Source organism: Desertibacillus haloalkaliphilus (genome assembly GCF_019039105.1).
Classification (GTDB): Bacteria; Bacillota; Bacilli; order Bacillales; family KJ1-10-99; genus Desertibacillus; species Desertibacillus haloalkaliphilus.
The window spans coordinates 24,369-49,275 of sequence record NZ_JAHPIV010000014.1 but is presented as its reverse complement, the minus strand read 5'-3'; the positions used below and the strand labels follow the sequence as shown (position 1 = coordinate 49,275).

Sequence of the window (24,907 nt, the reverse complement as noted above, 5' to 3'; positions counted from 1 at the left end):
ATCATTCATCCCCTCCAGCGCCCTGTTTATGTCGGTATTGTTCATTTCTTTGTCTCTTCTGTATTCTAGGGTTAGGTTTTCGTGGAACCAACTCATTAGGATCGATAGTTTTATGGTTAACCTCTACACGTTGACCTGTCTTTTCATTTACTTCATATGTTCTGTCCTCTCTAATACGACGATTCTCTATATGACAGTCCGTATAAACGGTTTGTCCCACTTTTAGATTAGGATCTCCCTTCCCATAAGGTGAAATGCGATATTCGCGCCCTGTATCGTCTTTTGACACTAGGTAGCTATGCTCTCTTTGAGTGACCACACGTACTTGATTATCATTAACTTGTTCCTTAATTTCATTAATATAAAACTGTCCACTATCAACTTTTTGTGAATATGGTTGATATCGTTCAGTAGATTGTTGTTGTCCTAGATTTGTTACAAGTGAATTAGGATCTACATTAATAGGTCGATTAATTAAAACCTTCCCGCCACTAGAATCTTTTTTATAGAAACTAGAGTCATACCCTTGTGGTGGCTGTTTTGGTGTGAGGGTACCATTATTAATGTTTAAGTCTTGGTAAATGGCCTCCCCTTTCGGAAGCGAACTATCCCCTGAACCTTTACGCGAAACCACTTGTGTTTGACCGGTTTTATCTTTAACTTGTATATAAGAAGCATCGCTTGTAACGACTTGCTGTACCGCTCCATCAGCAATGACTTCTTTTCCACCTTCTGTTATACGAGTTTGTGCCATTTGTTGAATTTGAGAAACTTCTTTCGTTTGTTGTTGAACAGCATCCGTATATGGGTTAAATTTTGCACCAAGTCTTGTCCCTTTTTGGTACCCAGCCACACCAAATACAGTTCCTCCAACATATCCCAATCCTTTTTGGAACGATTCTTGTTTTCCCACAACATTTCCAGTGTTTAGGTGGTTAGAAATACCTTCTTTCCCTTCTTGATAAGCAGCGGAAAGACCCGAAATTGTACCTTTTGTTGTTTCTACTAACTTTCCACCTACGCTCGCTGGCATCTCTTGATCTTTTTCTGCTTCAATTCCCGAAGTGATATGTTGACTGACATTTTGAAAGGCCTTTTGGGTAGAACCTGCAACTGAAGAGACTCCTGTTGCGCTTGCCATACCTACACCTATACCTTTTGCAATTCCCGCTTTACCCATTACACGATTTTTCGGTGCATACGAATCAATATTAGATGCAATTTGCTTTGTGTTATCTTCAAAAGCTTTGGAAGCCATTGAAGAATCCCACTTTTGTACAGCTTGATCCTCTGTCATACGACCACTATTTACTTCTGTATTAATAAACGCTTGTTTTTGTTGAGCTGTCGTTTGACTCGCTAATTGATTGACCAAATAATCTTTTTCTACTCCACCTTTGGAAAATAATTTTGCACCTTGTATATTTGAAGCTGTTTGATGACTGGTATCAACAAACATTTGTTTTTTGTCTGCATTCTTGCTATCAAATATCGCTTCGATTTCTTCATTACTCTTCGTAGTTCCACTTTTTACTGTCTGTTCTTTAAAGGCTTCTCTTTCACTGTTATACATACTTTCGCCAGCAAGATTAGCAAAGTCTGATTTATTAATGTAAGCTTGTTCAAGCGATTTTCCTTCTGCTAAATCGCTAGCAACTCGATCAGTAGCTGCTCTAAATTGTTTACGCTTATTGCCGACCTCTCCATTAAATGCCCGTTCCATGTCAGATACACTTGCATTAGGATTTTCTTTCATATATTTATTAGAAAATTGATCTTTATTCTCCATCGCCCATTGTTCAGCCATATTATCCGCAGTCTGCTCAGATAAATCGCTAGCTTTAGCAGTTAAGCTGTCGTTTCCTTTAATAGAAGCCAAGTTTGCACCTGCTTGTTTTTTAAATGCACTGTATTGTTTCTTACGTTCATTTCCGTACATTGCATTAATTTCTTGTGGAGTAGCATCTGGGAACCTTTCTTTAAAATTGTTAATCATCTCGTCTTTATTGGCTGTTTCCCATTTGGAGAGGTTATCGTCGGCTATATTTTCAGCTAAGTCTTCTGTAGCACCATTTTCTGTAGATGATGCAAAAGCCTTTAAACCAGCATCCCACCCTTTTTTTCCACGTTTTGCGATCCCCTCACCGATTGCCATTCCTGTACGACCAACTAACCCACCGGTTGCTCCACCGACTGCATGACCCGCTGTTGATAATGCAATGGCTCCTCCTGGCCCCATCGTTGCCCCTGCAATAGCTCCAGCACTTCCAAGTACCGCTTTACCAGCTCGTGAAGTGATATCACCTGCTTTTAACATGCGCTCAGAAGCAGTTGTTGTACCTGTATTACTATCGGTGTTGCCCGCTAATGTTTCTTTTCTCGTTATGTCGTCATTATCTGTCCCACTACCTTTTCCGTCTCTTTGTGCTTTTTGACCGCTGTATGCTTCACGAATTGATCCCATAACAGATTTATCGGAGTAAGCGCCCTTCACGGCTCCATACATTCCGGCAATTGAAGCCATTCCCATCATCGCACCAGCCTTTGATAGAGTATTATTCATTTGGCCACCTAAACCGATTAAACTTCGTAGTGCTTCAGATACTGGAATAAATATTAAATAGAGAATCACTGATTCGATGACATTCCCCGATGTTACCGCTATGCCAGCTACCATCCAGAACGTAAATGCATGGATCGCTTGTACAAAAATTGACCCTGTCAACTCTTTAAAATACCCAATTGTAATTCCTTTAAATTGTGGAAACATCCAAAGTGAGATCATTACTGGTCCCAGGATCATCAAAATCAATAGAGTTAATTTACGCATCATATAATAGAAATTTGCCCAGATTGCTAGACCTAATAGGCATAAATTTATTAATGCCCACCCTAGTATCCCTCCACCTAGATCATAATCACCCGTATCTCCAGATGCTTTGAGACTATCATTTAAGTCTTCATTGAAATTCATGAAATCTGCTTCATATGCACTAGAAAAGAGATTAACAATCATCCAATTAAAACTCAGAATAAAATCATAGACATATGGGATATTAAAAACTAAAACTGCAACAATAAATAAATCTTTTAAAAACTCGATTAAGCTTGTTCGAGCAGCAGGATTTATGCTGTAAGAGGAAATTCTCATCCCTTGATACATGATGCCAACAAGAATGAAAAATCCTGTCAAAATCATAGTTGTATCGACGGCTTGTGAAACAAAGACTTGAATTTCCTCTTGCGTAAATGTACCGTATACAAGTTCATTATCATTGTCACGACCAAAAACAAGGTCTTGGAATGACTTCAAACCTGTAAATGGTTGGATCAGCGCTTCATACATCCATGTAAAGATGGCGTCTAAAATATCCATTATCTTATCGCTAATTCCAAACAAAGGCTAACCACCTCCTTTCTATTTATATTCCATTAGTTTTGATAACTCCTTACTTCTTGTTTACGCTTTAACATCTCTTCTAGGACAGCTGTATTACTTTCAATAAAGGTTAACTCTTCTTGAGAAGGATCGGTCTGTAACCATACAGACGTTTTACCTACACGTAATATACCTTCTCCCTTACTAGGATTACCGAAGAGGATAGAAATCTCTCCATCTGTTAAATCAAAGTTTTCTTTAATATATTTAAGGTCAATTTCATTTTGTTGCATAAATAGTAGACTGTATGTTGACGATACAATCCCTCTAGCTTTCTCGTTATTTAACAACCTCACAAAATCCTGAGAAGCATAACACAAGCCTCCGTTACGTTTTCTAATTCTGCGAGCGACCTTCTCAAAGAATGAAACTGTTTTGTCATTATCAACAAATTGCCACAGCTCATCTGCATAAAGAAACTTTTTCTTTGTCGCATTATCACTGTTTTTAATGAAGTGCTCCCATAGGTATGACATAATGACATGATAAGCAATAGGCCTTAAAAATCCTTCTTCAACTTGACTTATATTAAAGTTTATCAATCTAGCACTATCAAGCGTTTGAGTCACACCACGTCCTAGGTAGGTCTGGCCGTCAAAAATAGGTTTAGAACCATCTGATAGAAACGGTTTTAGCGCTGCTAAGATTCGTTCAGCCTTTTGTTCATTTCCATACCTTTCTTGAACATAAGAATATATTTGATTCAATTCCGGCTCAGGCTTACGCACTTTTGATTGAATGATTCTTCCATCTACCTCACGTGGTTCATAGATAAATAGTGATGATGGGTGTGATGTTATATCTAATTCGTTAAAGACGTGATAGATTGCTTCCTCTAAATAGTTACGCTCAAACACATCGAGTCCTGGGTCCTCTTTTCCTCTCATGACAATGTCTAGGAAATCTAGGATTTCATTGACTTTTTGTCTCACAGGGACAAATCGAACGTATTTCTTACCATCCTTTTCGATAATTTCACGATCATCATGCTCTTCCAACAGTTCCAACTCTTCATCTTCTTCACCATCATCAAGGGGGATATCTGAAAAATTTATTGCACACGGGTTAATTCGTATTTCAGACTCTTCACTGATATTTAGGTTAATTCCAGACAAACGTTTGCATAATCTAACAAACTCACCTTCAACATCAATGATAGCCGCGTATACATTAGCACCACTCATTTCTCTTGCAATTTTTAGCTTCATTGCGAGAGATTTTCCGCTCCCCGGAATTCCGAATATTCCGAAATTATAATTTTCTGGCTTAAATTCTTCAGTTCCAAAAGAGTTAATAAACTCTTTTTGTCCAGTGATTTTATTAAACCCAATCGGTACACCACCTAAAAATTTCCCACTCCCACTAATAAATGGAGAAAAGGTAGTTAACGCACGACGGTCAATGTTTCGTAGTGAATCCTGAATGTGGTTTCGTCCTAGTGGTAATACGGTTAAAAAACCTTTTTTCACACGAGACCATGTTGTTGCTACTTTGAAAAACATACTCGACATTTGATCTTCCATATGTTCACTACGGGTGTTCAACTCTTTTTCAGAATTAGCGTATAGGATACCAGCCGTAGTGACATTGTAAAGATCATTATTATCGAATTGAATTTCCTCCATAAGAATTTCAGTATCGGCAATCTTAGTTTTATAGTCATTGATTTGATCAATGTTACCTCTCTTTAATTGCCATGAAAGATTTGAATTAAGCATCGTTACCGTTCGTTGCAAAGAACGTATGCTGTCAATTTTCTTTACTTTGTGAACATCAACAATGACATCAACCTCTCCGCTAGAGATCAAAGAGTCCATCCAATTGGTTTGCATTTTTCGTGGGTAGCCGTCCGTCGGTATGTAGAAAGGTCGAAAATACGTTTTTGTACCCATCGACTGTTTTATAACTCCTTGATCTTCGGACTTTATAGACATACCATCTGGTGCAACTAAATCCCAAAATGTTGGCTTCATCTCTAAAAGGTGATCTTTTTCCTCTTGTTGATCAGTCTCTTCATTGTCGGCAGAGCTGGTTTCATTATTAGAAGAATCATTTTTAGATTGCTTCTTGATTTTGAGTTTCTCCAGAAAACTCACGATCAATCATCTCCTTCACTAGCTCAATTCGTTCCTCATCTTGATCTGCTGTTAAATATAGAGCAAGCATTTCTTGATTCTTTACTTCTTTAAATTTGTTTTTAATTGCTTTTCTACGATTAAAGGCGTGATAAAGGACATCTATGATCCCCTCATTTGTTAGCAAATCTACCTTGATTCTTGCGTTATTCAAACTATTTTTAGCTGTGTTATAACGACGATAAAGTTCAGAAAAAGCCTTATCAATCACCTTCTCTTCAAACTCTTCATCATCTTCAGCTGTTATATCGTTCGTGTTCACTTGAAAAGGGAAAGCGATAAATCGCTTGGTTTCATATCGCGGTATTTGCACTTGCCATGACTCCAAATCTTCGATCAGCGATTGCCCATACTCTCGTGCGTTATATGGAAGGTCATCTTCCTTTTCCATGTACCTCTTCATATCCGCGATAGGTTCTGAAAGGTCAACATATCGATTTTGAAGGTAAAACTGGACACTATAATTGATTGTTGCTAACCAGTTCTCGAATTTGGCATCAATGGCTTCTTGTTCACCATCACTTAAAAGAAAATAGTTAACGGGCTCAACCTCGGCGATCATTACGAATTTATTACTTTTAAACCGGATCATATGATGAGAAATAGATTGAACATCGTCAAAAAGATTTTTGAATAGGTCTGGATCTTGATCCATTTCAATGTTTTGTTTTCCTGACTTCTTTTTTTTGAACTTCGAAGGTTTATTTGATACCTCTTTCTTCTCCTTCCAAGGCAGTATCGGCTCTTTGAGCATGATTTTAGTAAATACATAGAGAAAGAGACCAAATAAAATCATAAGTATTAGGTTCATGTATAATCCTCCATCCGGATATTAGATGATTGGTCTTTTCCTTTTCTCCATACGCCTATTTGATGCTTGTAACCTATTCTCACGATAAGATACTTGTCATAGAACATATGGTAATCATGCATATAACGGAAACCTAGTAAACCAACAATTGCAGCTGTCGGAATTACACTGAACAAACAAGCAATAATTCCTGTAACGAAGCTATCCATCATATTAAAGACAACAGGGATATAGCCATATAGTGCACCACCGCCAATAATTAAATAAATGAGTTGTCGTACCGATATCACACCGAGAATTGTTTTCTGTTCGGATGACATATCTTCGGGTACCGTTGCTGTTCTCATTTAGCACCATCCTTTCTTATAAATAAACCCCTCTCATTTGGTGAAATGATTAAGAGGGGTTTATTCATTACTATTGGTGTACTATAAAGCAGATATGTAGCCTGCAATACTGTGTGCTTGGATGATTACGAAGCCACCGATAAACGCCATAGCTATGCCTATAAATCCAGCGGTTCTCGCCTGTGGATTGCTCCCTTGTGCTGCCGATAGCTTCATACCAGCAAACATAATACACAGGACTACCCAGAAGCCACCTAAAACTTGTACCACTGTAACCAAATTACCGATATCGTCATAACTACCACTAAATTCACCCTGATCTTCCACACCAACTGCCTCCCACGGGTTATCTGCAAGAGTTACTTCAGGTGTAAATGTTATTAGACTTACGATTGCAAACATCATTGCTGAAATAATAGCGAGTTTCTTTTTCATACTACTCCCACCTCCTTGCCTAAGGACGAAAAAAAGCCCCGATAGAAAGCACAAAGAACTAAACAACACTAATGTTGTTTTCTCTATGCTACTATCGGGGCGTCCCGTTTATAGTAAGATCAAATATAAAATTTGAAGAAAGATTGCTAGTACCTTTCCTTATGTCCAAATTATACTAAACCTTTCATTTGTTTGCAAATAGAAAGTTCACAAGAAAATGTTCAAGAAAAGTTAATAGACGAAATGTATAAATATTTAGTTTGACTTTTATGACTTCTTTTTCTTTTTAGATGGTAGATTATATTTCTTTCCTAACCGGATGGCTTGCCTCGCTAACGCTTTAGCCTCTTCTTTTTTCAATTTCACTTCCATAAAAACTACCTCCAAATCATTTATAGAATCATTTTGGACACGAAATTTTAAAAATATACATATCCCCCACCATTCTAAATATAAATCTATTAAGAGTGAGACAGAGGGAATGTGTCCTAAAGCTATTTTAAATTGTAGGAGTTGAAAAGTGACATGGAAGTACAGGTGAAAAAGCGAAAAGTGCGTTCAGATAAAAAGAAAGATGTTAAGCCGACGATTCCAGAAGAGTTGTATGAATGTATTGCGAGGTTATCCTACATCACCCAAACACCTATTAAAGATGTTGCCGAAACCATTTGTATTCAAGGGGTACAGTCTAAAAAGGTCGTTGAATATTTATCCAATGGATTCAAACGTGATTTTTGGATGGGACAAACCTTATTTAAAGGAGACAGAGACATCGAACCGTCACGTATTATAAGAGTAAAGGGGAACAAAAGAAGGATCACGATTCGATTTAAGAGAGATGTTCATGATCAATTGTGTGATCTTGCATATGCAATGGATTTAACAGTTTCATCGGCGACTGGTAAGTTATTGGATGCGGCCGTTCGAAATACAGATATTGTCCATGAATATATCGAACAATATATAAACGAAACGTTCGATCACCAACGTCAGAAACAGTTAAAAGTGGTATTAGACTATATTAATAAGCATAATCCATATGATGAAGAAGTGTCGCTCATGCATTTGATTAACATGATTGCCGAAGATTTCTTTTCCTCTAAAACAAACAATATCAAAAAGTCCATCAATGAATTTTTAGATCGGTTTATAAAGTGAAAAATATAAAAGGGTTGTCAAAATCTAATTCTGACAACCCTTTACAAAATCATATAGGAACACTTAAAACAACTTATCGATCTGAGGTAGTGTGTAATGGTTAAATAAGTCATCGAGTCCCTTTCCGTCCTCTTCATTCCAGCGAACTAAATTTCCTCGATACCCTCTCTTTTTCAACTCAATTGCACACTCTTTTAGATAATGATATACATCTGGGTTGCTCGCTGCATCAGCATCAAAGGCTAAATTTACCGTATCTACTTCCATTTCTTCGAGAATAGGTAAAATTAAATGCCATTGATTTACACCAGGAATCCCTAAAAAGGTTGTTCCAATATCGTCTAACTCCATCGGATCATATAACTCTTCAGCTTTATCTGAAGCGATATCGATCTTAAGCGGACCTTCGGAAATCCAAACGGTTTTCGCTTTTAACGTTTCACCTGATTTCCACTTTTTTAATCGACGAGTAGGAACAGAAACATGTACCGGTAATGGCGTCCCCGCTCCTGTCCCCTCTTCTTCATTCGCTGAACTCAACCAAAAATATCTTGTGCCTTTTGAGACCTTAATTTCACAAAGGGTTTTCCCTTTTAGAATCACTTTTTGATAGCTTCCAATCGGAAATTCACCTTTAAAGATCTCTTTTGATTTATAAGTGACAGAAACAATATTCGGCTGTTTGGCAATATCGACTTTAATTCCATCTAAAGCATTTTTAACCTTTGCAACATTATTCACCTGATCCACTCGTAACTGAAAACCAACAATTTGGTTTTTATGGTTACGAAAAGGGATCATAATCGAAGGCAAACCTTTCATCGTTATAAAACTTTGATACTTGTTTTTATAACGATAGATACTAGGTGTGCCAATTAAATCTTCTACATTCATATTTAATGAATCTGCCCACTCTTTAACAAAGTTCCAAGGCTTTTCATATGGAAATGATTTATAGCCTCGGATGGTGATTTGATCGTCTTTGAGCTGCCGATCACCACCTGTTAAGTGCTTATAATGATTATCGTTCAAATCCAAACAATCCATCATCCCTCGAAAGATTTCATCTAATTGTTGATCAGTCTTTTTGTCTACTGTTTGAACATCTTCTACTTTAGAAAAATCAAAGTTTCTTTTAATCTTCTTTTTGTTCAAGAAATGTAGCCCATGATTATTTTTTCCCCATGTGTAATCAGAAGGTACACGCGTACAAACCACTCGATTTTTATCCTCGTGAATCATACAAAACCCTTGTTTACCACAAACAGGACAATCCTCTCGATACAGTTCATACCAGGGGCCGCCTTTTTCAGCTCCAATTGCTAAACGTAATGTTTTCATGCAAATACACCCTTTCTAAAACTTTTAAACACATACACTCTCTTTTTCTTGCTTATACACAGCGTAAAAATCGTCGTCTGTCCATTGGTGGCATAATTGTAATGACAGAAAATTGTTTATATCCTTCTTCACTTAGAACAATCGCAAAAGGATTTCCATCACCATCGACACCTTCAATGGTATATGACGGACATATTGCACCAATTTTTCGGTTAAAACCTTGTCCTTGTTCAATAATCCGACTATCTTTACTTTTGATACAGCTTGTAATATCCGAAGCATAGTACCCTCTTTCGTATAAACGCTGTTTCACATGCCATCCCATACGAACGTAGTCCCTCATATCTTCTCGTTTCAATGCTTCTTTAATCTCATTCATTTTAGCTTCCATAAACAGCACCACTCGCTTTCATATGTTTTTTGAAAATAAAAAAAAGACCTTTTGAAAGCGGATAAATAGACACACTTGTAGCGCATAGCTTGTAGTGTTCTAAAAAACCGATCCAAAAGATCTCTTACATTCGAAATACATGCTGCGGACTCGTACATGAGTCGCAATAAAAAAGTAAATAAGTAAAGCAATAGTTAAATAAATTTTACCATAGAAAATTTCTAAATTCTACTCAACCATTGGTCCTATTAGGTTAGAATCTTTGATTTCTCCCACGGCTAAAGGCGATGGGGTTTCTCGTTCGGAAAAAGCTATAATCGCCTTTTCTTAAACGGCTTGTAGTGGCTATAAACCTTCTCTAATTGATATTTTATTTTTAACGGAAACGTCAAACCTTCCTTGAAACGTCCGTCTCCTATTAAGTATTCACCTAGCTCAATAAGTGAAGGCTCCCACTTTTCAAGTACACCCTTCTCCTCGATCAGAGGGATTTGGCTATAATCATTTCTTATAATTTCATGCACTAATAGATTAAGCGTTCCGATCAGTGGTAGCTGAAGTTTTTGTGCTATGCTTTCACTTTTACTATCTTCAGTTTTGTAATTAAAAACAGCTTTAAATGGTATTTGGTACTCTTCTTGTAGACGCTCCATGTAATCGACATAAGACGAATATTCTACAAATTGATTTGTGATGAACACCCAAACTTCATCAAGGTGTTTCAACGTATTTAACGTATGTTCTTGCATTTCACCTGTTTCCAGATCAACTAAAAGAATATCATGGTGTTTTACTCCATTAATATATTGATAGTACAAATCCTCATTCCAATCGTAAAAGGCCTCACTTTCATTTAAAGGGTACCAATGGACGCCCTTGTAAAGCCATTCAACATTAGCAGGAGGGATTGTCAAATCAAATAATGCGTCAGCATATGATTGCCACTCTGACGGTGTATCAGTAAACTGGTTTAGCCTTATCCCATGAAATGGTCGACTTGTTATCGCTTCAATGACTGCAGTTGATACCTTATAGCGTGCTAAAAACATGGCAAAAACAAATGAGAAATGAGTTTGTCCACTTTGGTGAATCGGTGACCATAAGCCAATGGTTTTATTCGTATCAGATAGTGTCTCTTGGGAGGCCCTCCTAATTTCAGTTACCCTTTGTCGTAATTTGTCCACTCTTATATCCGTAGTATCTTTCACTGAATTATTTGCTTCTAGTACACTTGCACCTTTATCCTCACTCGTAGTCGAGGTTAATTTACTTGTTTCATCTCCGTTAGTAGCCTTTGTTTGTTCTGCTGTTTTATTTAAGTCTCCATCTTCTTGACCTTTTATTAAAGAAGGCGGCTGGTATTGATAATATTCGTTTAAATCATCTTGTAACTTATTTATGACTTGATATGTTCCTTCTACTGATGTGCTGATCATTAGACCTTGAAATCTTTCAATACTTTCTCTTCCTGCCATCAGACAGAGTCCGTCTTCGTTTTTTAACTCTTGCGTAGGTGCGGTAGTTTTAGGGAACATTATTTGATATTCTTGTTCATTGTTGTATTGAAAAAGAATACGAGATGGCAAATCCGCTTTTAAGATAAACGTTCGAACGCTTTCCATCTCTCTTGTTGAAATCAATAAAATAATACCTACCGATTTACCTTCATGAGAGAGCTTTATAAGTAAATCCTCAATGTAGGGATCTTTGCTCACCCCATCATCAAACAATTCATGAACACAAAGTAAAATATAGTCCATTTTTTCGTCATGATTCTGGTTGTATTCATTGATGTTTAGGCAATGATCACTCTTATTAAATTGTTCATAACGACGATTCATTTCTACTAATAGATTAATTAATAGTCGCTTAAAGTCTTCTGTGTTCGTCACATGGTCAGAAACATGAGGAAAGGACTTCAAACGTGCGAGGTCATCATTTTTAGAGACAATTAAAACAATCCGAACCGTTTGTGGGGGCTGCTTTATCATTAAGGTACTTAATAATTGAGTGATCCAAATACCTTTACCACTAGCTTTGCTTCCTGAAACTAATATGTGATTTATCTGTGATAAGCAACCAATAATAGGTTCACCTTGTTCATCTACACCCACACTAAAGGGAAACTCCATATCTTCCAATGCAGCTTGAAATGAATCGGTCTGTAATACGTTTTTTAAAAGAATCGGATCATTCTTTTGCTTTTCGCCTTTTTCTGGTTTGGAACCTTGTTGTTGATCTGTATTATCTCCATGTATGGCTGAATCATCATTTTCATACTCTTTGTTTTTTCTTAACTCGTTATTAGTTTCTTTTAGATCCAATCCATTTTTATTAATGTTTCTATTAGCTACGGTTTCATCATATATAGGTAAATCGACTGCCTCTTGATCATTATTTCCTGTTAAATCTTGATTCGCCAAACTGGAAAGAATATCTTCATCATCATCTTCATCATATCCATCTTCTACTGTGTCATATTGTTTTTCTATTTCTAATGTTAAATTATCGATATATTTTTTTATGTTTACTTCCGCCAGTTCATCCTTATATAGAACATTAATTCGTTGATGGCTTTTTATTTCGTTTGGTACATTTGAATTTTCGGTGAAGTATATACATGATTGTAAATGTGGGTTTTCATTTAATATTTTTGCGATCATTGTTTCATCTTCGACTAACACCAAAAAAATATCTTCTTTATATTTAATAAGGCTTGTGATTACTTTTTCAACAATGATGGAAAAGTCACTTTCAATAGGTCGTATAACTGGAAATAAACTAGTATTAGTTACTATGATTTTTCTCATTCCCACTTCACTTCTCATCCTCCTTTCCCATCAACTGTTTAGACATATTGAGATCGGATAAATATTCATTTACAGCTTGTTTAAGTTTTTTTGTGAATGGTCTTTTCCTTTTCTCTACAGCATTCAAATGATTCTTATGAATCCCAATCTTTGCTGCAAATTCATATTGATTTAATTCCAGGCGTATGCGAATCAGAATTAAACGTTCAACTTCATCTTCTAGTTGAATATCATTAATATGTTTCATTAGAATGCCCTCCTGTAATTATTCAAAAAAAATTCCGCTCATAAGAAACTTGACCCCTGTTTCGACAGGAGTACAAATAACTATGAGCGGAACTCGCTTCGGTCAGATATTAATTTAAATTTATTATAGCATAGCAAATCTTTGTTTTGAAGACAGGACTTGTCAATTTCAAATAGACTATTTATACTTAAAGTATATTAAATTATCTTATTTGACTTTATTTTTGCGATCACTTAGTGGTCCGCAGCATTTTATTTTCCGAGTAACAGAGCCTTTTGGGCTTAGATTTTTTTGATTGATAGAAACTTAACACACAACACGTGTGTCTTCTATTAGTCTATGAATCTAACCCTAAAAGGCTCTTTTTTTATCCTTTTAAGGGGGTGAGCGTTTAAGTAATTGGTTATTGTAGCGGGAGTTGTTGTTTGTATTTTGTGTGAGTGTATTTAAGATGAATTTGAAGGGGTGTTTTTTATGATGACAAATGAAGAAAGAGAGATTATGCAACGGTTACAAGAACCATTTCCTGCTGAAGATGTGGAGTGGAGAGTCCAACGAACAGTGAAAACAAAACATGGTTATAAAGCGATTGTTTGTGCTTATCTCACGAACCGTGCGATACAAAATCGCTTGGACGAAGTCGTTGGACCGTTTAATTGGAAGAATGAATATCGAGAGTGGAGAGAAAAAGGCGTCTTATGTGGAATTTCCATTAATGTTGGTGACGAATGGATCACAAAGTGGGATGGAAGTGATGAGACTTCGATTGAAAGTACAAAGGGCGGACTTTCAAATTCTATGAAAAGAGCTGCTGTTCAGTTTTCAATCGGAAGGTATCTATATCAATTAGATGAACAATGGGTCCCTATTAAAGATAAAGGAGACCATTACATCAACACGAAAGTAAAGGTTAGAGGACAAGAAGAATGGGTCACTGGTTATTGGGATACTCCTCAATTGCCAGGGTGGGCATTACCTCAAAGGGATAATGTCGATCCAAATCATGCCCAATCCTCTAATTCCCCTTCGGAACCTGTACATTCAAATCGTGGTAAAGACGTAGAACTTCCAACGCGAGAGATGATTGAGTACACTGAAGAACTTGAACGGACATTAGATTTAAATGATGCCGAGCGATTAGATATTTTTTCTCGCACAAATCAACATGTCAACGTTCATTCAGTATCGCAAATTTACCAATCGTCAAAAGATGACCTATCTCGTTATGTTGAATCCATTCGGTACGCAGCTCTTATTAAAAAAGAGGTTGATGTTGCAGAAGTACCACAGCAAGTCATCTTGAATTGGTTGAGTGAGAATTACGGTACAACAATTGAGTCATTTAAAAACTTATGTACTGTTGCAAATAAGAATGCTTTTGAGGCGGTGAAACAACGCATCGCTAAAGAACAAGAGGTTGCTTAATTTATTAGACTATTAAACATGAGAGTGTGGAGCACAGATTAGAAGGAGATTATGTATACAATCTTCTCTTTTTTTGTGCTTTTTTTGATGAATAAAACAAAAGGAGAGGTTGTTAATGAAATTTTCAATTGATCAAAAAGTGATGAAGGCAGCATTAAAAAAGGCGTTTGAGATAGTTAATAATAAATCGGATAAAGTCATTTTGAAAGGTGTACAAGTAATCGCGACTGAAGACGAGATTGTCTTAACAGGTAGCGACGCTAAGAATTCGATAAAGGTTATTATTCCATCTGAATACATCGTGTCCATTGAAGATACTGGAAGTACCGTGTTTCCTGACCGCGCGAAAGAGATTATCGACAAGTTATCTGGCGATCTAAGTATCGAAACAGATGGTAATAACCAAACGACGATACAAACAAAGAAATCATCGTTTGAGGTTAATTGTTGGGATGCTAGTGAATTTATCAAACTTCCAGAAATTAAGTCTGATCCTATCGTAAAGCTTAGTAGTGAAACATTTAATAACCTTGTACAGAAAACAGCATTTAGTGCATCGACAAGTGAAACAAGACCTATCTTACAGGCTGTGAAGGTGGATATTAGTAAAGATGGTTTATCCATGATTGCTACTGATTCCCACCGATTAGCAAACGTCATTCAACCGTTAGAATTTGACAAAGAGGAACTTTCTTTTCCAGTCGAAGCATTGTCACTTGAATCCATGACAAAGGTATTCGGATCACATGACGTAGAGATCTATCTAGAAGGTGAAACACAGTTTATCGTTAAAGCTGGCAACACGATCTTTTATAGTCAGCTGATGAACGGGAACTATCCGAAACTACCGCCCATGAATTTAAGTAACTTCCCTTCAGTTGTCACTCTTAACCGTGATGAAGCGATTGATTGTTTTGAACAAATCAAGATCATTACAAAAAAGAAAAACAACAGCGGTCATACAACCTTTGATTTTAGTGGAGAGACCGTTTCGTTAAAAGGGATTCAAGCTGATGCTGGTAAGGGAACAATAGACTTAGATTGTATTGAACATGAGGGTGATCCATTAAGGATTAACATGAATATCGAGCATGTGTTACAGGCTCTAAAAAATATTGATAGTGACAACGTACGGTTTAGTTTGCTCGGTGAATTAAAGCCTTATTACATTACACCAACGAAGTCTGCGTTTGCACAAGTCAACATGTTAAGTCCAATTCGATGATTAATAAGAGTTTATTTCAGTTATTTAAGAGTGTTAAGAAGAGGTAGATAAATGATAATCTCCTCTTCTTTTTCGTTAAATGAGGTGAGGAACTAGTGGGATATGCACTTAATTTCCAAGTGTTTAAGGAACAGATCAAAGAAAGGAACAGAGATAAATCGATTGGGGCAACAAAAGGTGGCGCTTATGTTATTTCATGTCTTTATAATCAGATGCCAACGAATAATATCGATTTTAACTCATTTTCTTATGAAGATATTGAGGAAGCTCTAGCGATTGTAGCAAGTTTGGCTACAACAGATGAATACGGTGAAGACGAGTGTAATGAGAGAAATGCTGGGAATCCAATGTTTGAAAAGGATTGGATTTATGGTGCTTTTATACGACTGTTGAGTAACAAAGGGAAAATTTACGATCAAGAAGATGATTTTATTTAGGGAGGCAATAAAATGTATATTGATAGTGAGGGCATAGCTATTGTTGAACGGTCACTAGACAACCTAACGATGTTAAAGACGTTACATGATCGAGGGATTGATGTTTCAAAATTCCCAAACGTTTGGAATGAGTTATATCAATACGTCGATTCTAGTGATGACATTTTACTCGATGGTTTTCAAGCCATGTTTTTGAAGGAGTTCGACGCTCTTGCTGACATTGAGGTTGGCTATTGTGATGAATCGATTCCAAATTCGGTAGGTTATGAATACATGATTAAGTTAAAAAGCGATTTACTAACAGAGTTGCTTAACAAAAAGGATATAAACGCTTATATCAACGAGTTAGAAAAAAGAATTGATTGGCCTGCTACGTTCCTTTATCAAGGGGATTGTTTGTATTTTGTCTATGAACCGTTTGGTTATATGCCTGAGTTGCTTGATCTCCTTATAAAGATGGTTGAGACCTTTAAAGAAGATGGTATAAAGGCGGGGATTATCAATGAATGAATTTGTCGTAAGAATAAAAGATAATCTTCAGCAGTCTAATCAATATGTAGAAATTGAAGAACAAAATCAACATGGCGTGTCTTTTGATCGTTACAAAATGACGCTTTCTGATTTTGTCAGAGCCATTCAAGGGTCGATTGAAGTCATTGAAGAGGAAAAAGGAGACACGATTCCAACACCTATCCTACCTAAAAACTGTATTAAGCATATTTGGACGAACTATAATTACGACACACAGAGTGGCGTTCAAGATGTGTTTATTGAAATTCCTAAGAAGCGTTGGGATATTTCATGTTTTGATACAAGGATGATGGATGTTGGGTTTCCTAAAATGGTGTTTCGTTATCGTGTAGACGAAACGATGACTGTTAGGTTCTTATGGGTAGTTGCTGTAAAAGATACCACCCTAACACCGCAAACCGAAGTTTTCCATTTTCCATTTTCGAATGTTGGTTCAGCGGGCAAGGTGTGTATGGGCGGAAATATCTTTCCTCCCATTCAAGATATACAGCAACTACAAACGTTGCACAATTATTTCTTTCAAGTGCCATTTTCTTCTGACCATTATTCAGCAGCACGCAATTTATCAGGAATTCAAGATATACGAGAGATGTTTAAATCTGTTCAAGATAAAGACTTTCCAGACACGTGGTTACAGCCATCAGGGAGCACTTTACAACGTTGGATGAATGGATAGTTAGAGATTTTTTAACGATTATTATTATTTAGGGAGAGTGTATACAATGAATTTATTTGAAGCGTTTAACATTGAAGAACCAGAGGTTGTGTCACCAACAGAAAAAGCGAAAAAGGAAAAGAAGGCAAATGCTAATAAAAATCATTCTGCATCAAAGAATAGTACACCTATTTCAAAGGTGGAAGAAATCAACGTCGATCACAATACCCTTATTCGCTATGGTGGTGATAACCTCCCAATCGGTATCTACTTCACAGATGAAGAAATTGAGGAAGGAATAACTGTTGAAAAGGATGATAAAGTGACAAAACGAAACATTAATAGTGAGGATATTCGTTCTCGTATGGAGCATGGTACCATTCAAGTCGATAAAGATGAATTGGTTGATCAAGGTTTAGCTCATGTAGGTGCTTATCCTGAGCTTGTTTCGGCTTTAACTGTTATGCACGTTGAAAAGGAAAAGAATATGGTTATTCCAGTGATACAGGCACGTAAAAAAGGTTGTGGGGAATCTTCAACAGATTCCTCTCTTCCTAAAATACCTTTTTCAATTCTTATAGAATTTTGTAAGGTTGCTAGGTATTACGCGACAACCAAAAAGGTTGAAGTACATGGTGATGTATATTGGAATCCTGTATTAAAAAACTACGAAATCCATTTTCCTGAGCAGCGCGTTCATAAAGTATGGGCGGAAGTAAAGGAGAATGACCCTTTATATGTTGCAGATCGTAGATTGATTATGCAGGTCCATTCTCATCACTTTATGGCACCTCTACCTTCATCCACTGATGATAGAAGTGAAGTGGCACCAAATGTCCTTTATGCAATCGTTGGCGACATGAAGAATGAACGCATGAATCAAAATGGAGTCGTAGAATTAGGCTCACTCTTCCCTTCTCTATATTTACGGATGTATCATAATGGACAGCATATCACGCTTAACCCTTGGCAATTTATCGAACATCCTTTTGATATGGATATTGATATGCCACAAGTTGAGGTGATTTCATATGAATAAGCCTGTCATCATTGATATTTTTAGAGAGTTATCGAGTGATTTAGATTATAATTATTGGATCGACCGCGCGAAGATATTCCCATATATTGTAATTATTGGGGGTGGGGGAAATGGGAGTTATATTACCCAAAATATAGCTCAAATGATGAACATCTTTGATATGAATGGCTTTATGTTGCTTGCTGATTCCGACATTGTGGAATCTAAGAATCTTAATAACCAATTATTCATTGATAAAGATTTAGGAGAGAAGAAAGCTAAAGTTCTCGCTAAGCGATATGGTAGTCATTATAAGGTCAGTATTGCTAGTTATGATGTTGATTATGTTGAGTCTGTCGAAACGCTAGAAAGTCTTTTTAGCAACACCGAGTATTTGGATTGTCACAGTCATGATACAATATTCTTCCCTATTTTAGTGGGCGCTGTAGACAATAACTTCACTCGTCAGATCATGCATAAGTATTTTCAACAAACAGATCGCCTTCTTTACATTGATGTCGGTGTTGAAGGTGCAAAAGTTCCATCAGATACACGTTCGATGGACCAGTGGACGGAAGATGAACGAAAAACCTATCGAAATTCTGGATACACTGGACAAGTCGTTGCTGGACTAAAAATCGATGGTGAAACAATTCTTGCCCCTGTTGCAGATGTTTTCCCTGAAATTTTAGGTGACAAGGATTCAATTGCTCCGAGTCAATTAGCTTGTAGCAACATCATGTCTGAAGAACCACAGCGGCTCATAACTAATAAGTTTGCAGCTATGGCGGTTTACCCTTATATAAATGAAATTTTTGAATCTGGCCAAATCAGCAATCATATGACGCTTTTTCATGCCAAGCGCGGATACATGAGAACTACGCCTATAACAATGGATGAATAAATAAAAAAGCTACACTACTTAGAAATTGCTAAGTAATGTAGCTTTTTATTGTTAGGAATAACAGGTCAACTTATACCTCTCTACTCACTTGCAACACCCAGGTACGATCAATTTCAAGTTCATGAAATTCATGTAACTTATCAAGTTCATCAGTCGATTCATTCCATTCAACAAAATCATATGTAAAAGGTTTCAAATCAAGGAGTATGTGTTCCCTCAGTTCTTCTAATACACCTTTGATATCTAGATCAGAAGGAATGTAAGGGAAAGGGATGCTGTATATTTATAGTGACGTCCTTCTTTATTGTACCCTTCCTTGATACATTCCATAGGTGGGGAATTTTCGATTGTTTTTTTTTCTCCAATAATTTAGTCTTCTAGTAATGTATTTTCCTTTTCTAACGAGTTCATCACGTACACTCCTTAAATTTAGACTAAATTAAATTGTCAATTCTACTCTTCCATCGAATATTCATACCAATTTTTAACGGTTGCTATAGAAACTTCTACTTGTGATTGTAAATACTCATTACGTTCTAGAAAGCTTTGCACTATTTTATCTGCAATACTAGACATTTCTTGCTCCCTCATACCTTCACGTAACTGAATATGAATGACAACTTTATCTTCTGCTTTTTTATGATCGCCGCCATGATAAACTGCTAATACGTCTGTTATTTCTTGTACTTCGTCTTTACTATATATATACAAATGCACAGATCCAATTTTTTCATTCATACCTAATGTTCGCCAATGGAACATTTCCCAAGTTTCACTATTTTGATTAGCCATTGTACACGCAATAAATTTTTGAGGATCGACAAATAGTAGGTCATCCACACGATAGATGAAACCTTTGATTGTTGACTTTTTTTCCGGTACTATAAATAATCCCTTCTCTTCACGATAATCAATATATGCTTGTACAGCACCATATATAGCGAAGTCTATTTTTACTTGATCTAGCAAGTTACCAATATTTTCGTACTCATTTTTAAAATTGCCTTCGATCTCTTGTAATTCCTCGCTTGTGATTAAATTTACTATATTATTATTAGTATTTACTTTCACATCATCATAAACAACATTTTTGAGTTGACCGGTGGGGATTGTTAAAGCTTCTTCTGGCACTGATTCTGCTTTATCTAAAATTTCCTTACCTATATAATACCCGTTAAATGTAATGTCTTGAATATACATGGAGAAGCTTTCTTCAAATGCTTTTCGATTTGGCCTACCCTGTATTTTTGTATAAAACTGTTCTAAGTAAAAATTCATTGTTTTTATAAAATCAGAAATAAATTTACGATCATCGTTAAAATGAGCCATCATTTTTTTAGTACACTCGTGTAATCTTGAATTTACAGTAGTTTCATTTTCTATTGCTCCATTATTCGTAGACAAAAAATCCTCTCCATTACTATATAATCTATTAATATGAAAAATTCTCTAATTCTTGTTCAATAGTAAACGGCTCTCCTGGTCTATCATCCTCAAGCATCCAATGACCATTTTCTTTTACGAATAAAGATCTGTAGTATTCCCGTTGTCCATCCTCTAATATTGTTACACGATGCATGATCGCTTCATTTTCGTTTTCGTCGTCTAGAATGATTTCAGAGAGGGTGTACTCCTGACCAAATAAGTCTCGCTCCCTTAATATGGATTGAACATTATTTAAAGTAACCAGCGTTTCATCTGGATCATCTACCATTTTCTCTTTTAATCTAGTAGATCCATATTGATCAATGAAAGATAAATATTCTTCGGGAGTCATTGATAGATTATAAAAATCAAACAACGCTTTGCCGACAATTAAACCTAATTGTTCAACCTCGCTGTATTCACCATTATCTGGTTCTGATAATATTCCCTTTTCTTCAACAAAGCTTTCCTCTACTTCACTTATATTCAGCACTTGAGATTCTTCAAATGATTCATTTTCCAACTGAACTTCCTCTGCCCTTTCGTTCATTTTATTATTACAAGCCGTTAATAAAAGAACAAAGAAACTAATCATTATCAGTTTTTTTGAACGTATTATAATCTCCCCCCTAACTAGGATGTATATGGTCTATTTTTTATTGTTGTTACTTCGTGCTGAGATAAGTAGTTTATATATTGTGTTGTATGAATCAGGTTTGTATGATTAATAACCTTTTCATAAGCTAAATATAGGTGAAATAGTTTCACTTTATTTTTTTTGGGAATAGCAGGAATTTGTAGTAATCTTTCAAGGTAAAAACAGAGATTCCGAATATATTGATCATTAATATTAGTTGTAATCGATGTTCCTTCAACTTGTGTTTTACCAAATAAATTAATCCACATGATAATAGACACCAATGATAAATTCATATGCTTTGCATCCATGTGAAAAATTTTCATGTCGTTGATATACCATAAGTCTTTATAATGTTTTAAAAAGTCAAATTCAACGGTTTTGAAATCGTTAGATGTTAATTCAATATAATTATTAAGTTGATAAGTATCTAGATATTCTTTTATATAAGCGTACTTCTCTTCTGCAAAAGAGACATAAATATATGACCGTTGATTAGAGTTTGTAAGAATATCCCCTTGTCCTAAAAGAGCTGCGATACATAAGTCTTTAAACGCTTCTGACGGTATATCCATTTTAAAATTTAATTTTGTAGTCGTTGTTTGTTCTGTATGATCCATACTTGATATGAAATTGTTTATGTTGTTATTTAAGATTGGTTCTAATGTACTTGCTAGTTGCAATATAAACAGTCCACCTCCTATATATGAAAAAAGAGACGCCCCAATGCATAAGAAAATAGAGGTATGATATATACCAACTTTTTTCTAAAGGCATTGGGGCGTCCCATTTATCGCACTTATAGAATAATTATCATCTTTATTTCTTAGTATTTTATATGAAGTCATAAGTATTTGCAAGATTCTTCACGATATAAAGATTATGATTATTTATTTTGGGTAATACTTAATATTATATAAAACCATTATAAAAATAAATAAAAAAGAATCATTAAAGAAGAACATTGCTAGATTAAATGAACAGTTCATATGGTTTATAAAAGGGTGTCTTGGTGCTATCTCCTAAATTATCTTAATATTCAAATACTAGTTAGGAGTATATTTAAATGTATATTTTTAATATATAAATAGAAAAGTAATACTTAAATCTATTTAATATTTTTATACTGCATTTGTTTTTCAAAATAATGGAAGTTGATGGCAAAAAAATATAGATATAAGCGTGAAATCAACTCACTTTTTTACGAGATTTTCTCGAAACTTATCAAATAAAAGTGTATTCTGTCGGTGGTATAAAAAAAGGTACACTGAACTAAACCTTTTATCTCCTATTTTTTAAAAGGTTTAGTTCAGTGTAAGAGGATTTTATTGTAGAGTACGTACTCTTATGCTTATGTAAAAGTGTTAGCACTAGTCATTTAACCAATTGTAATTAGGGAAGCTGCTTGAACGTTCTTCCCGAGTATTCGAGGCATATATGTTTTCTCCAGAACGCTTCTTGTCTTTATAAGCACGATTTAAAACTAGGGCCTTATGATCGTCTGAAAGACTATCCTCAAATGACACCGCATCTTTAAAAAGGATGTGTAGATTACTCCAGTAAACATTAACTTTTGCTAAATCAGCAAATACAGACACCCCATCATCACCAAGAGTATCTTTTAAATAGCGGTAGTATTGGTAATGTTGGATAGTATACTGTTCATCCTTTAACTGTTTATGAAGATAATTTGCATACTCTTCCCCCTCTATAGCGATCTCAACTAATTGTTCCTTGCTAGGTGTGCCCCATTGAACAGAGTTAGTATAAGTCGGCTCATAACGATAATAGCCCATTGCACGATCAATGAAATCTGCTAGTGATTCTTGTAACAAAGGGATAATATAATAGCGTTTAACTTGATTACCGATCTTTCCTTGTTTGACATGAAAATAAAATGACTGACCTTCATTCTGAAAATATTTGTGTAGAGCCTGACGGTATACTTTGACTCCATGATCTCCAAATAGCTTGAATAACTCTTTTTTTACACCGAATAGTGATTCTAATTCATCACTTGTAAATAGTGTCGTGTCTTGATCGTATTGATCAGCGATCAATAACATATCAAGTGTATGTCCAATATCAACAACCGTATCTTCAGCGATTTCTTTAGACAACTTGAACCGAACAGGGTGAGTGGTATTATTTCCTACACGTGTTTTTCGACCGTCTTTATCAACTCCTAAGAAACGACTAAATTTCTCATAGAGTTGTTCTGTATGATTAGTTAAACAATTTAGTACTTTTGGTTGCTTACCATTTTGCAATAATTCAACCTCAAGAATACCTTTCTCAATGATAGTTATTAGAGAGTTCACAAGGTCTCGATGGCTCTCGTAAAGGCATACACCCCGTCTTGTTTTTCTTAGTTTGTTTTTATAGAAGTTTTCAATATTAATAATAGGTGTACGATTCCCCTCATAAGTTAATGCTTGTACATAGTTAACTAGCTTCATTTGCCGTTCAGTTAATGATTGATATGTTCCATCTAGGTGCATCCCAAGTGTACGTACGTAGCTACGATTGTGAATATCGCTATCTTTTCCAAGGTATGTCATATGGCAATTAGCGTAAAGTTCCCCTTCTTTCCAAAAAAATAGGTTATTACGAATCAAACGGTTGAAACCATCGATCACACTATTTTTATTTGCGAACGATTGTAATCTAGCAAACTCATATATATCGATATGTAACTTACCATCATAATCAACATATTGAAGCAAAGGTTGGATGATTCCTAATGCTGTTTTTGTTAGTTTTTTTGAATCTCTTGGTTGTTTTTTATATGTCGATATAAGTGCATTTCTAGAAAACTTCATAATTATCACGTCCTTACATATTCGTTATTAGGTAAATAGGTTGATATCTCATCAAAAAGCGAATATAATAAGGACACATAAGCATTATTATATCCGCTTTTCCAACATTGTTCGGAAAAGTAATATACCTAAATGTCCAACTATATTCGATTTTGATATCAACATATCCAACTATATTCGATTATTTGATATCAACATTTCCAACTTATATTCGATTATTTGGTATTAACATTAATATTCGATTCTGTTGGGTATTTGGGTATTGTCAGAAGTTTTTTCCTAGACTGGGGAGTCTAGGCGAATCAGTTGATTGTTGCAGCAATTAACTGATTTTTTCTTTTTCTATAGAAAAAGGTTTGTGCTTGAGATTGAAAACAGGATACACCTCACCCTTGAGTGAGACGGACAAAGTCTTACGTTAAAAACGAATAGACTGCTCCCTCTAGGATAAACAACGACTAAGAAAATAGTAGCACAAATAGAATTATGTGACAAATAATAAATTATGTTTTCTTGAATGTGGTTGACAGTAATTGTTTTTTGAGTTAATATAAATTCAAATAAAAAAATATCGTTTATTCATGGTTTGTGCTTGTTTTTGAAAACTATGGGTGAACAACGACTAAATAAAACACCTCGTTACTTTTGTAGCGAGGTGTTTTATTTATTAATAAACCCTATAAACGTATTTTCGATCTCTGTGTTATGCTCTTC

At 35.6% G+C, this 24,907-nt stretch carries 21 protein-coding genes; 8 read left to right on the top strand and 13 right to left on the bottom strand.

Annotated elements, in window-relative coordinates; genetic code table 11:
* Position 1 precedes the first annotated feature (1 nt).
* From KH400_RS15885 to KH400_RS24160, 5 genes are all read right to left on the bottom strand, one after another.
* Positions 2-3,400, bottom strand: coding sequence for a TrbL/VirB6 family protein (locus KH400_RS15885; protein WP_217226265.1), 3,399 nt, complete (start codon positions 3,398-3,400; stop codon positions 2-4).
* Between the two features lie 32 nt (positions 3,401-3,432).
* Positions 3,433-5,526, bottom strand: coding sequence for a VirB4 family type IV secretion system protein (locus tag KH400_RS15880; protein WP_438821122.1), 2,094 nt, complete (start codon positions 5,524-5,526; stop codon positions 3,433-3,435).
* Positions 5,495-6,385, bottom strand: coding sequence for a TraC-like domain-containing protein (locus KH400_RS15875; protein WP_217226263.1), 891 nt, complete (start codon positions 6,383-6,385; stop codon positions 5,495-5,497). Before KH400_RS15875 ends, KH400_RS15880 begins: the two co-directional genes overlap by 32 nt.
* A complete protein-coding gene (locus tag KH400_RS15870; RefSeq protein WP_217226262.1) occupies positions 6,382-6,732 on the bottom strand; it encodes a PrgI family protein in 351 nt (116 codons plus the stop codon). The genes KH400_RS15875 and KH400_RS15870 overlap by 4 nt, the downstream gene beginning before the upstream one ends.
* 81 nt (positions 6,733-6,813) lie before the next feature.
* The gene (locus tag KH400_RS24160) at positions 6,814-7,167 is read right to left on the bottom strand and encodes a hypothetical protein (protein ID WP_246589721.1); all 354 of its coding nucleotides are present in this window, start codon (positions 7,165-7,167) and stop codon (positions 6,814-6,816) included.
* 525 nt (positions 7,168-7,692) lie between these two features.
* Here KH400_RS24160 and KH400_RS15860 point away from each other — a divergent pair.
* On the top strand, positions 7,693-8,325 hold the full coding sequence (locus tag KH400_RS15860) for a hypothetical protein (RefSeq protein WP_217226261.1): 633 nt from the start codon (positions 7,693-7,695) through the stop codon (positions 8,323-8,325).
* Between the two features lie 63 nt (positions 8,326-8,388).
* Here KH400_RS15860 and KH400_RS15855 read toward each other — a convergent pair whose 3' ends face one another.
* From KH400_RS15855 to KH400_RS15840, 4 genes are all read right to left on the bottom strand, one after another.
* Complete coding sequence (locus tag KH400_RS15855) at positions 8,389-9,666, bottom strand: DUF3854 domain-containing protein (protein WP_217226260.1); 1,278 nt, start codon at positions 9,664-9,666, stop codon at positions 8,389-8,391.
* A 52-nt stretch (positions 9,667-9,718) separates the two neighbouring features.
* Positions 9,719-10,057: a hypothetical protein gene (locus tag KH400_RS15850; protein ID WP_217226259.1), complete on the bottom strand. Its 339-nt coding sequence runs from the start codon at positions 10,055-10,057 to the stop codon at positions 9,719-9,721.
* Positions 10,058-10,368: 311 nt separating this feature from the next.
* Positions 10,369-12,885, bottom strand: coding sequence for an FtsK/SpoIIIE domain-containing protein (locus KH400_RS15845; protein WP_217226257.1), 2,517 nt, complete (start codon positions 12,883-12,885; stop codon positions 10,369-10,371).
* Complete coding sequence (locus KH400_RS15840; protein WP_217226256.1) at positions 12,875-13,114, bottom strand: helix-turn-helix domain-containing protein; 240 nt, start codon at positions 13,112-13,114, stop codon at positions 12,875-12,877. Before KH400_RS15840 ends, KH400_RS15845 begins: the two co-directional genes overlap by 11 nt.
* A gap of 474 nt (positions 13,115-13,588) precedes the next feature.
* Between KH400_RS15840 and KH400_RS15835 the strand changes: the two genes are divergently transcribed.
* The 7 genes from KH400_RS15835 (at position 13,589) to KH400_RS15805 (ending at position 19,309) form a co-directional block, all read left to right on the top strand.
* Positions 13,589-14,539, top strand: coding sequence for a Rad52/Rad22 family DNA repair protein (locus KH400_RS15835; protein WP_217226255.1), 951 nt, complete (start codon positions 13,589-13,591; stop codon positions 14,537-14,539).
* Positions 14,540-14,654: 115 nt separating this feature from the next.
* Positions 14,655-15,764 carry a DNA polymerase III subunit beta gene (gene dnaN / locus KH400_RS15830; RefSeq protein ID WP_217226253.1) on the top strand — a complete coding sequence of 370 codons (1,110 nt, stop codon included), beginning with the start codon at positions 14,655-14,657 and terminating at the stop codon, positions 15,762-15,764.
* Positions 15,765-15,859: 95 nt separating this feature from the next.
* The gene (locus KH400_RS15825) at positions 15,860-16,201 is read left to right on the top strand and encodes a hypothetical protein (RefSeq protein WP_217226252.1); all 342 of its coding nucleotides are present in this window, start codon (positions 15,860-15,862) and stop codon (positions 16,199-16,201) included.
* 12 nt (positions 16,202-16,213) lie between these two features.
* The gene (locus tag KH400_RS15820) at positions 16,214-16,711 is read left to right on the top strand and encodes a hypothetical protein (protein WP_217226251.1); all 498 of its coding nucleotides are present in this window, start codon (positions 16,214-16,216) and stop codon (positions 16,709-16,711) included.
* Positions 16,704-17,408 carry a prokaryotic E2 ligase family D protein gene (locus KH400_RS15815; protein WP_217226250.1) on the top strand — a complete coding sequence of 235 codons (705 nt, stop codon included), beginning with the start codon at positions 16,704-16,706 and terminating at the stop codon, positions 17,406-17,408. Before KH400_RS15820 ends, KH400_RS15815 begins: the two co-directional genes overlap by 8 nt.
* Positions 17,409-17,454: 46 nt before the next feature.
* A complete protein-coding gene (locus tag KH400_RS15810; RefSeq protein ID WP_217226248.1) occupies positions 17,455-18,426 on the top strand; it encodes an MPN domain-containing protein in 972 nt (323 codons plus the stop codon).
* Complete coding sequence (locus KH400_RS15805) at positions 18,419-19,309, top strand: ThiF family adenylyltransferase (protein ID WP_217226247.1); 891 nt, start codon at positions 18,419-18,421, stop codon at positions 19,307-19,309. The genes KH400_RS15810 and KH400_RS15805 overlap by 8 nt, the downstream gene beginning before the upstream one ends.
* Before the next feature lie 453 nt (positions 19,310-19,762).
* Here KH400_RS15805 and KH400_RS15800 read toward each other — a convergent pair whose 3' ends face one another.
* The 4 genes from KH400_RS15800 to KH400_RS15785 form a co-directional block, all read right to left on the bottom strand.
* A complete protein-coding gene (locus KH400_RS15800; RefSeq protein WP_217226246.1) occupies positions 19,763-20,713 on the bottom strand; it encodes a hypothetical protein in 951 nt (316 codons plus the stop codon).
* 28 nt (positions 20,714-20,741) lie between these two features.
* Entirely contained in the window at positions 20,742-21,257 is a 516-nt protein-coding gene (locus KH400_RS15795) for a hypothetical protein (RefSeq protein WP_217226245.1), read from the bottom strand.
* A gap of 110 nt (positions 21,258-21,367) precedes the next feature.
* Positions 21,368-22,054 (bottom strand): hypothetical protein, encoded by a 687-nt coding sequence (locus KH400_RS15790; RefSeq protein ID WP_217226243.1) that lies wholly within the window; start codon positions 22,052-22,054, stop codon positions 21,368-21,370.
* A gap of 687 nt (positions 22,055-22,741) precedes the next feature.
* Positions 22,742-24,193 carry a hypothetical protein gene (locus KH400_RS15785; RefSeq protein WP_217226241.1) on the bottom strand — a complete coding sequence of 484 codons (1,452 nt, stop codon included), beginning with the start codon at positions 24,191-24,193 and terminating at the stop codon, positions 22,742-22,744.
* Positions 24,194-24,907: the final 714 nt, after the last annotated feature.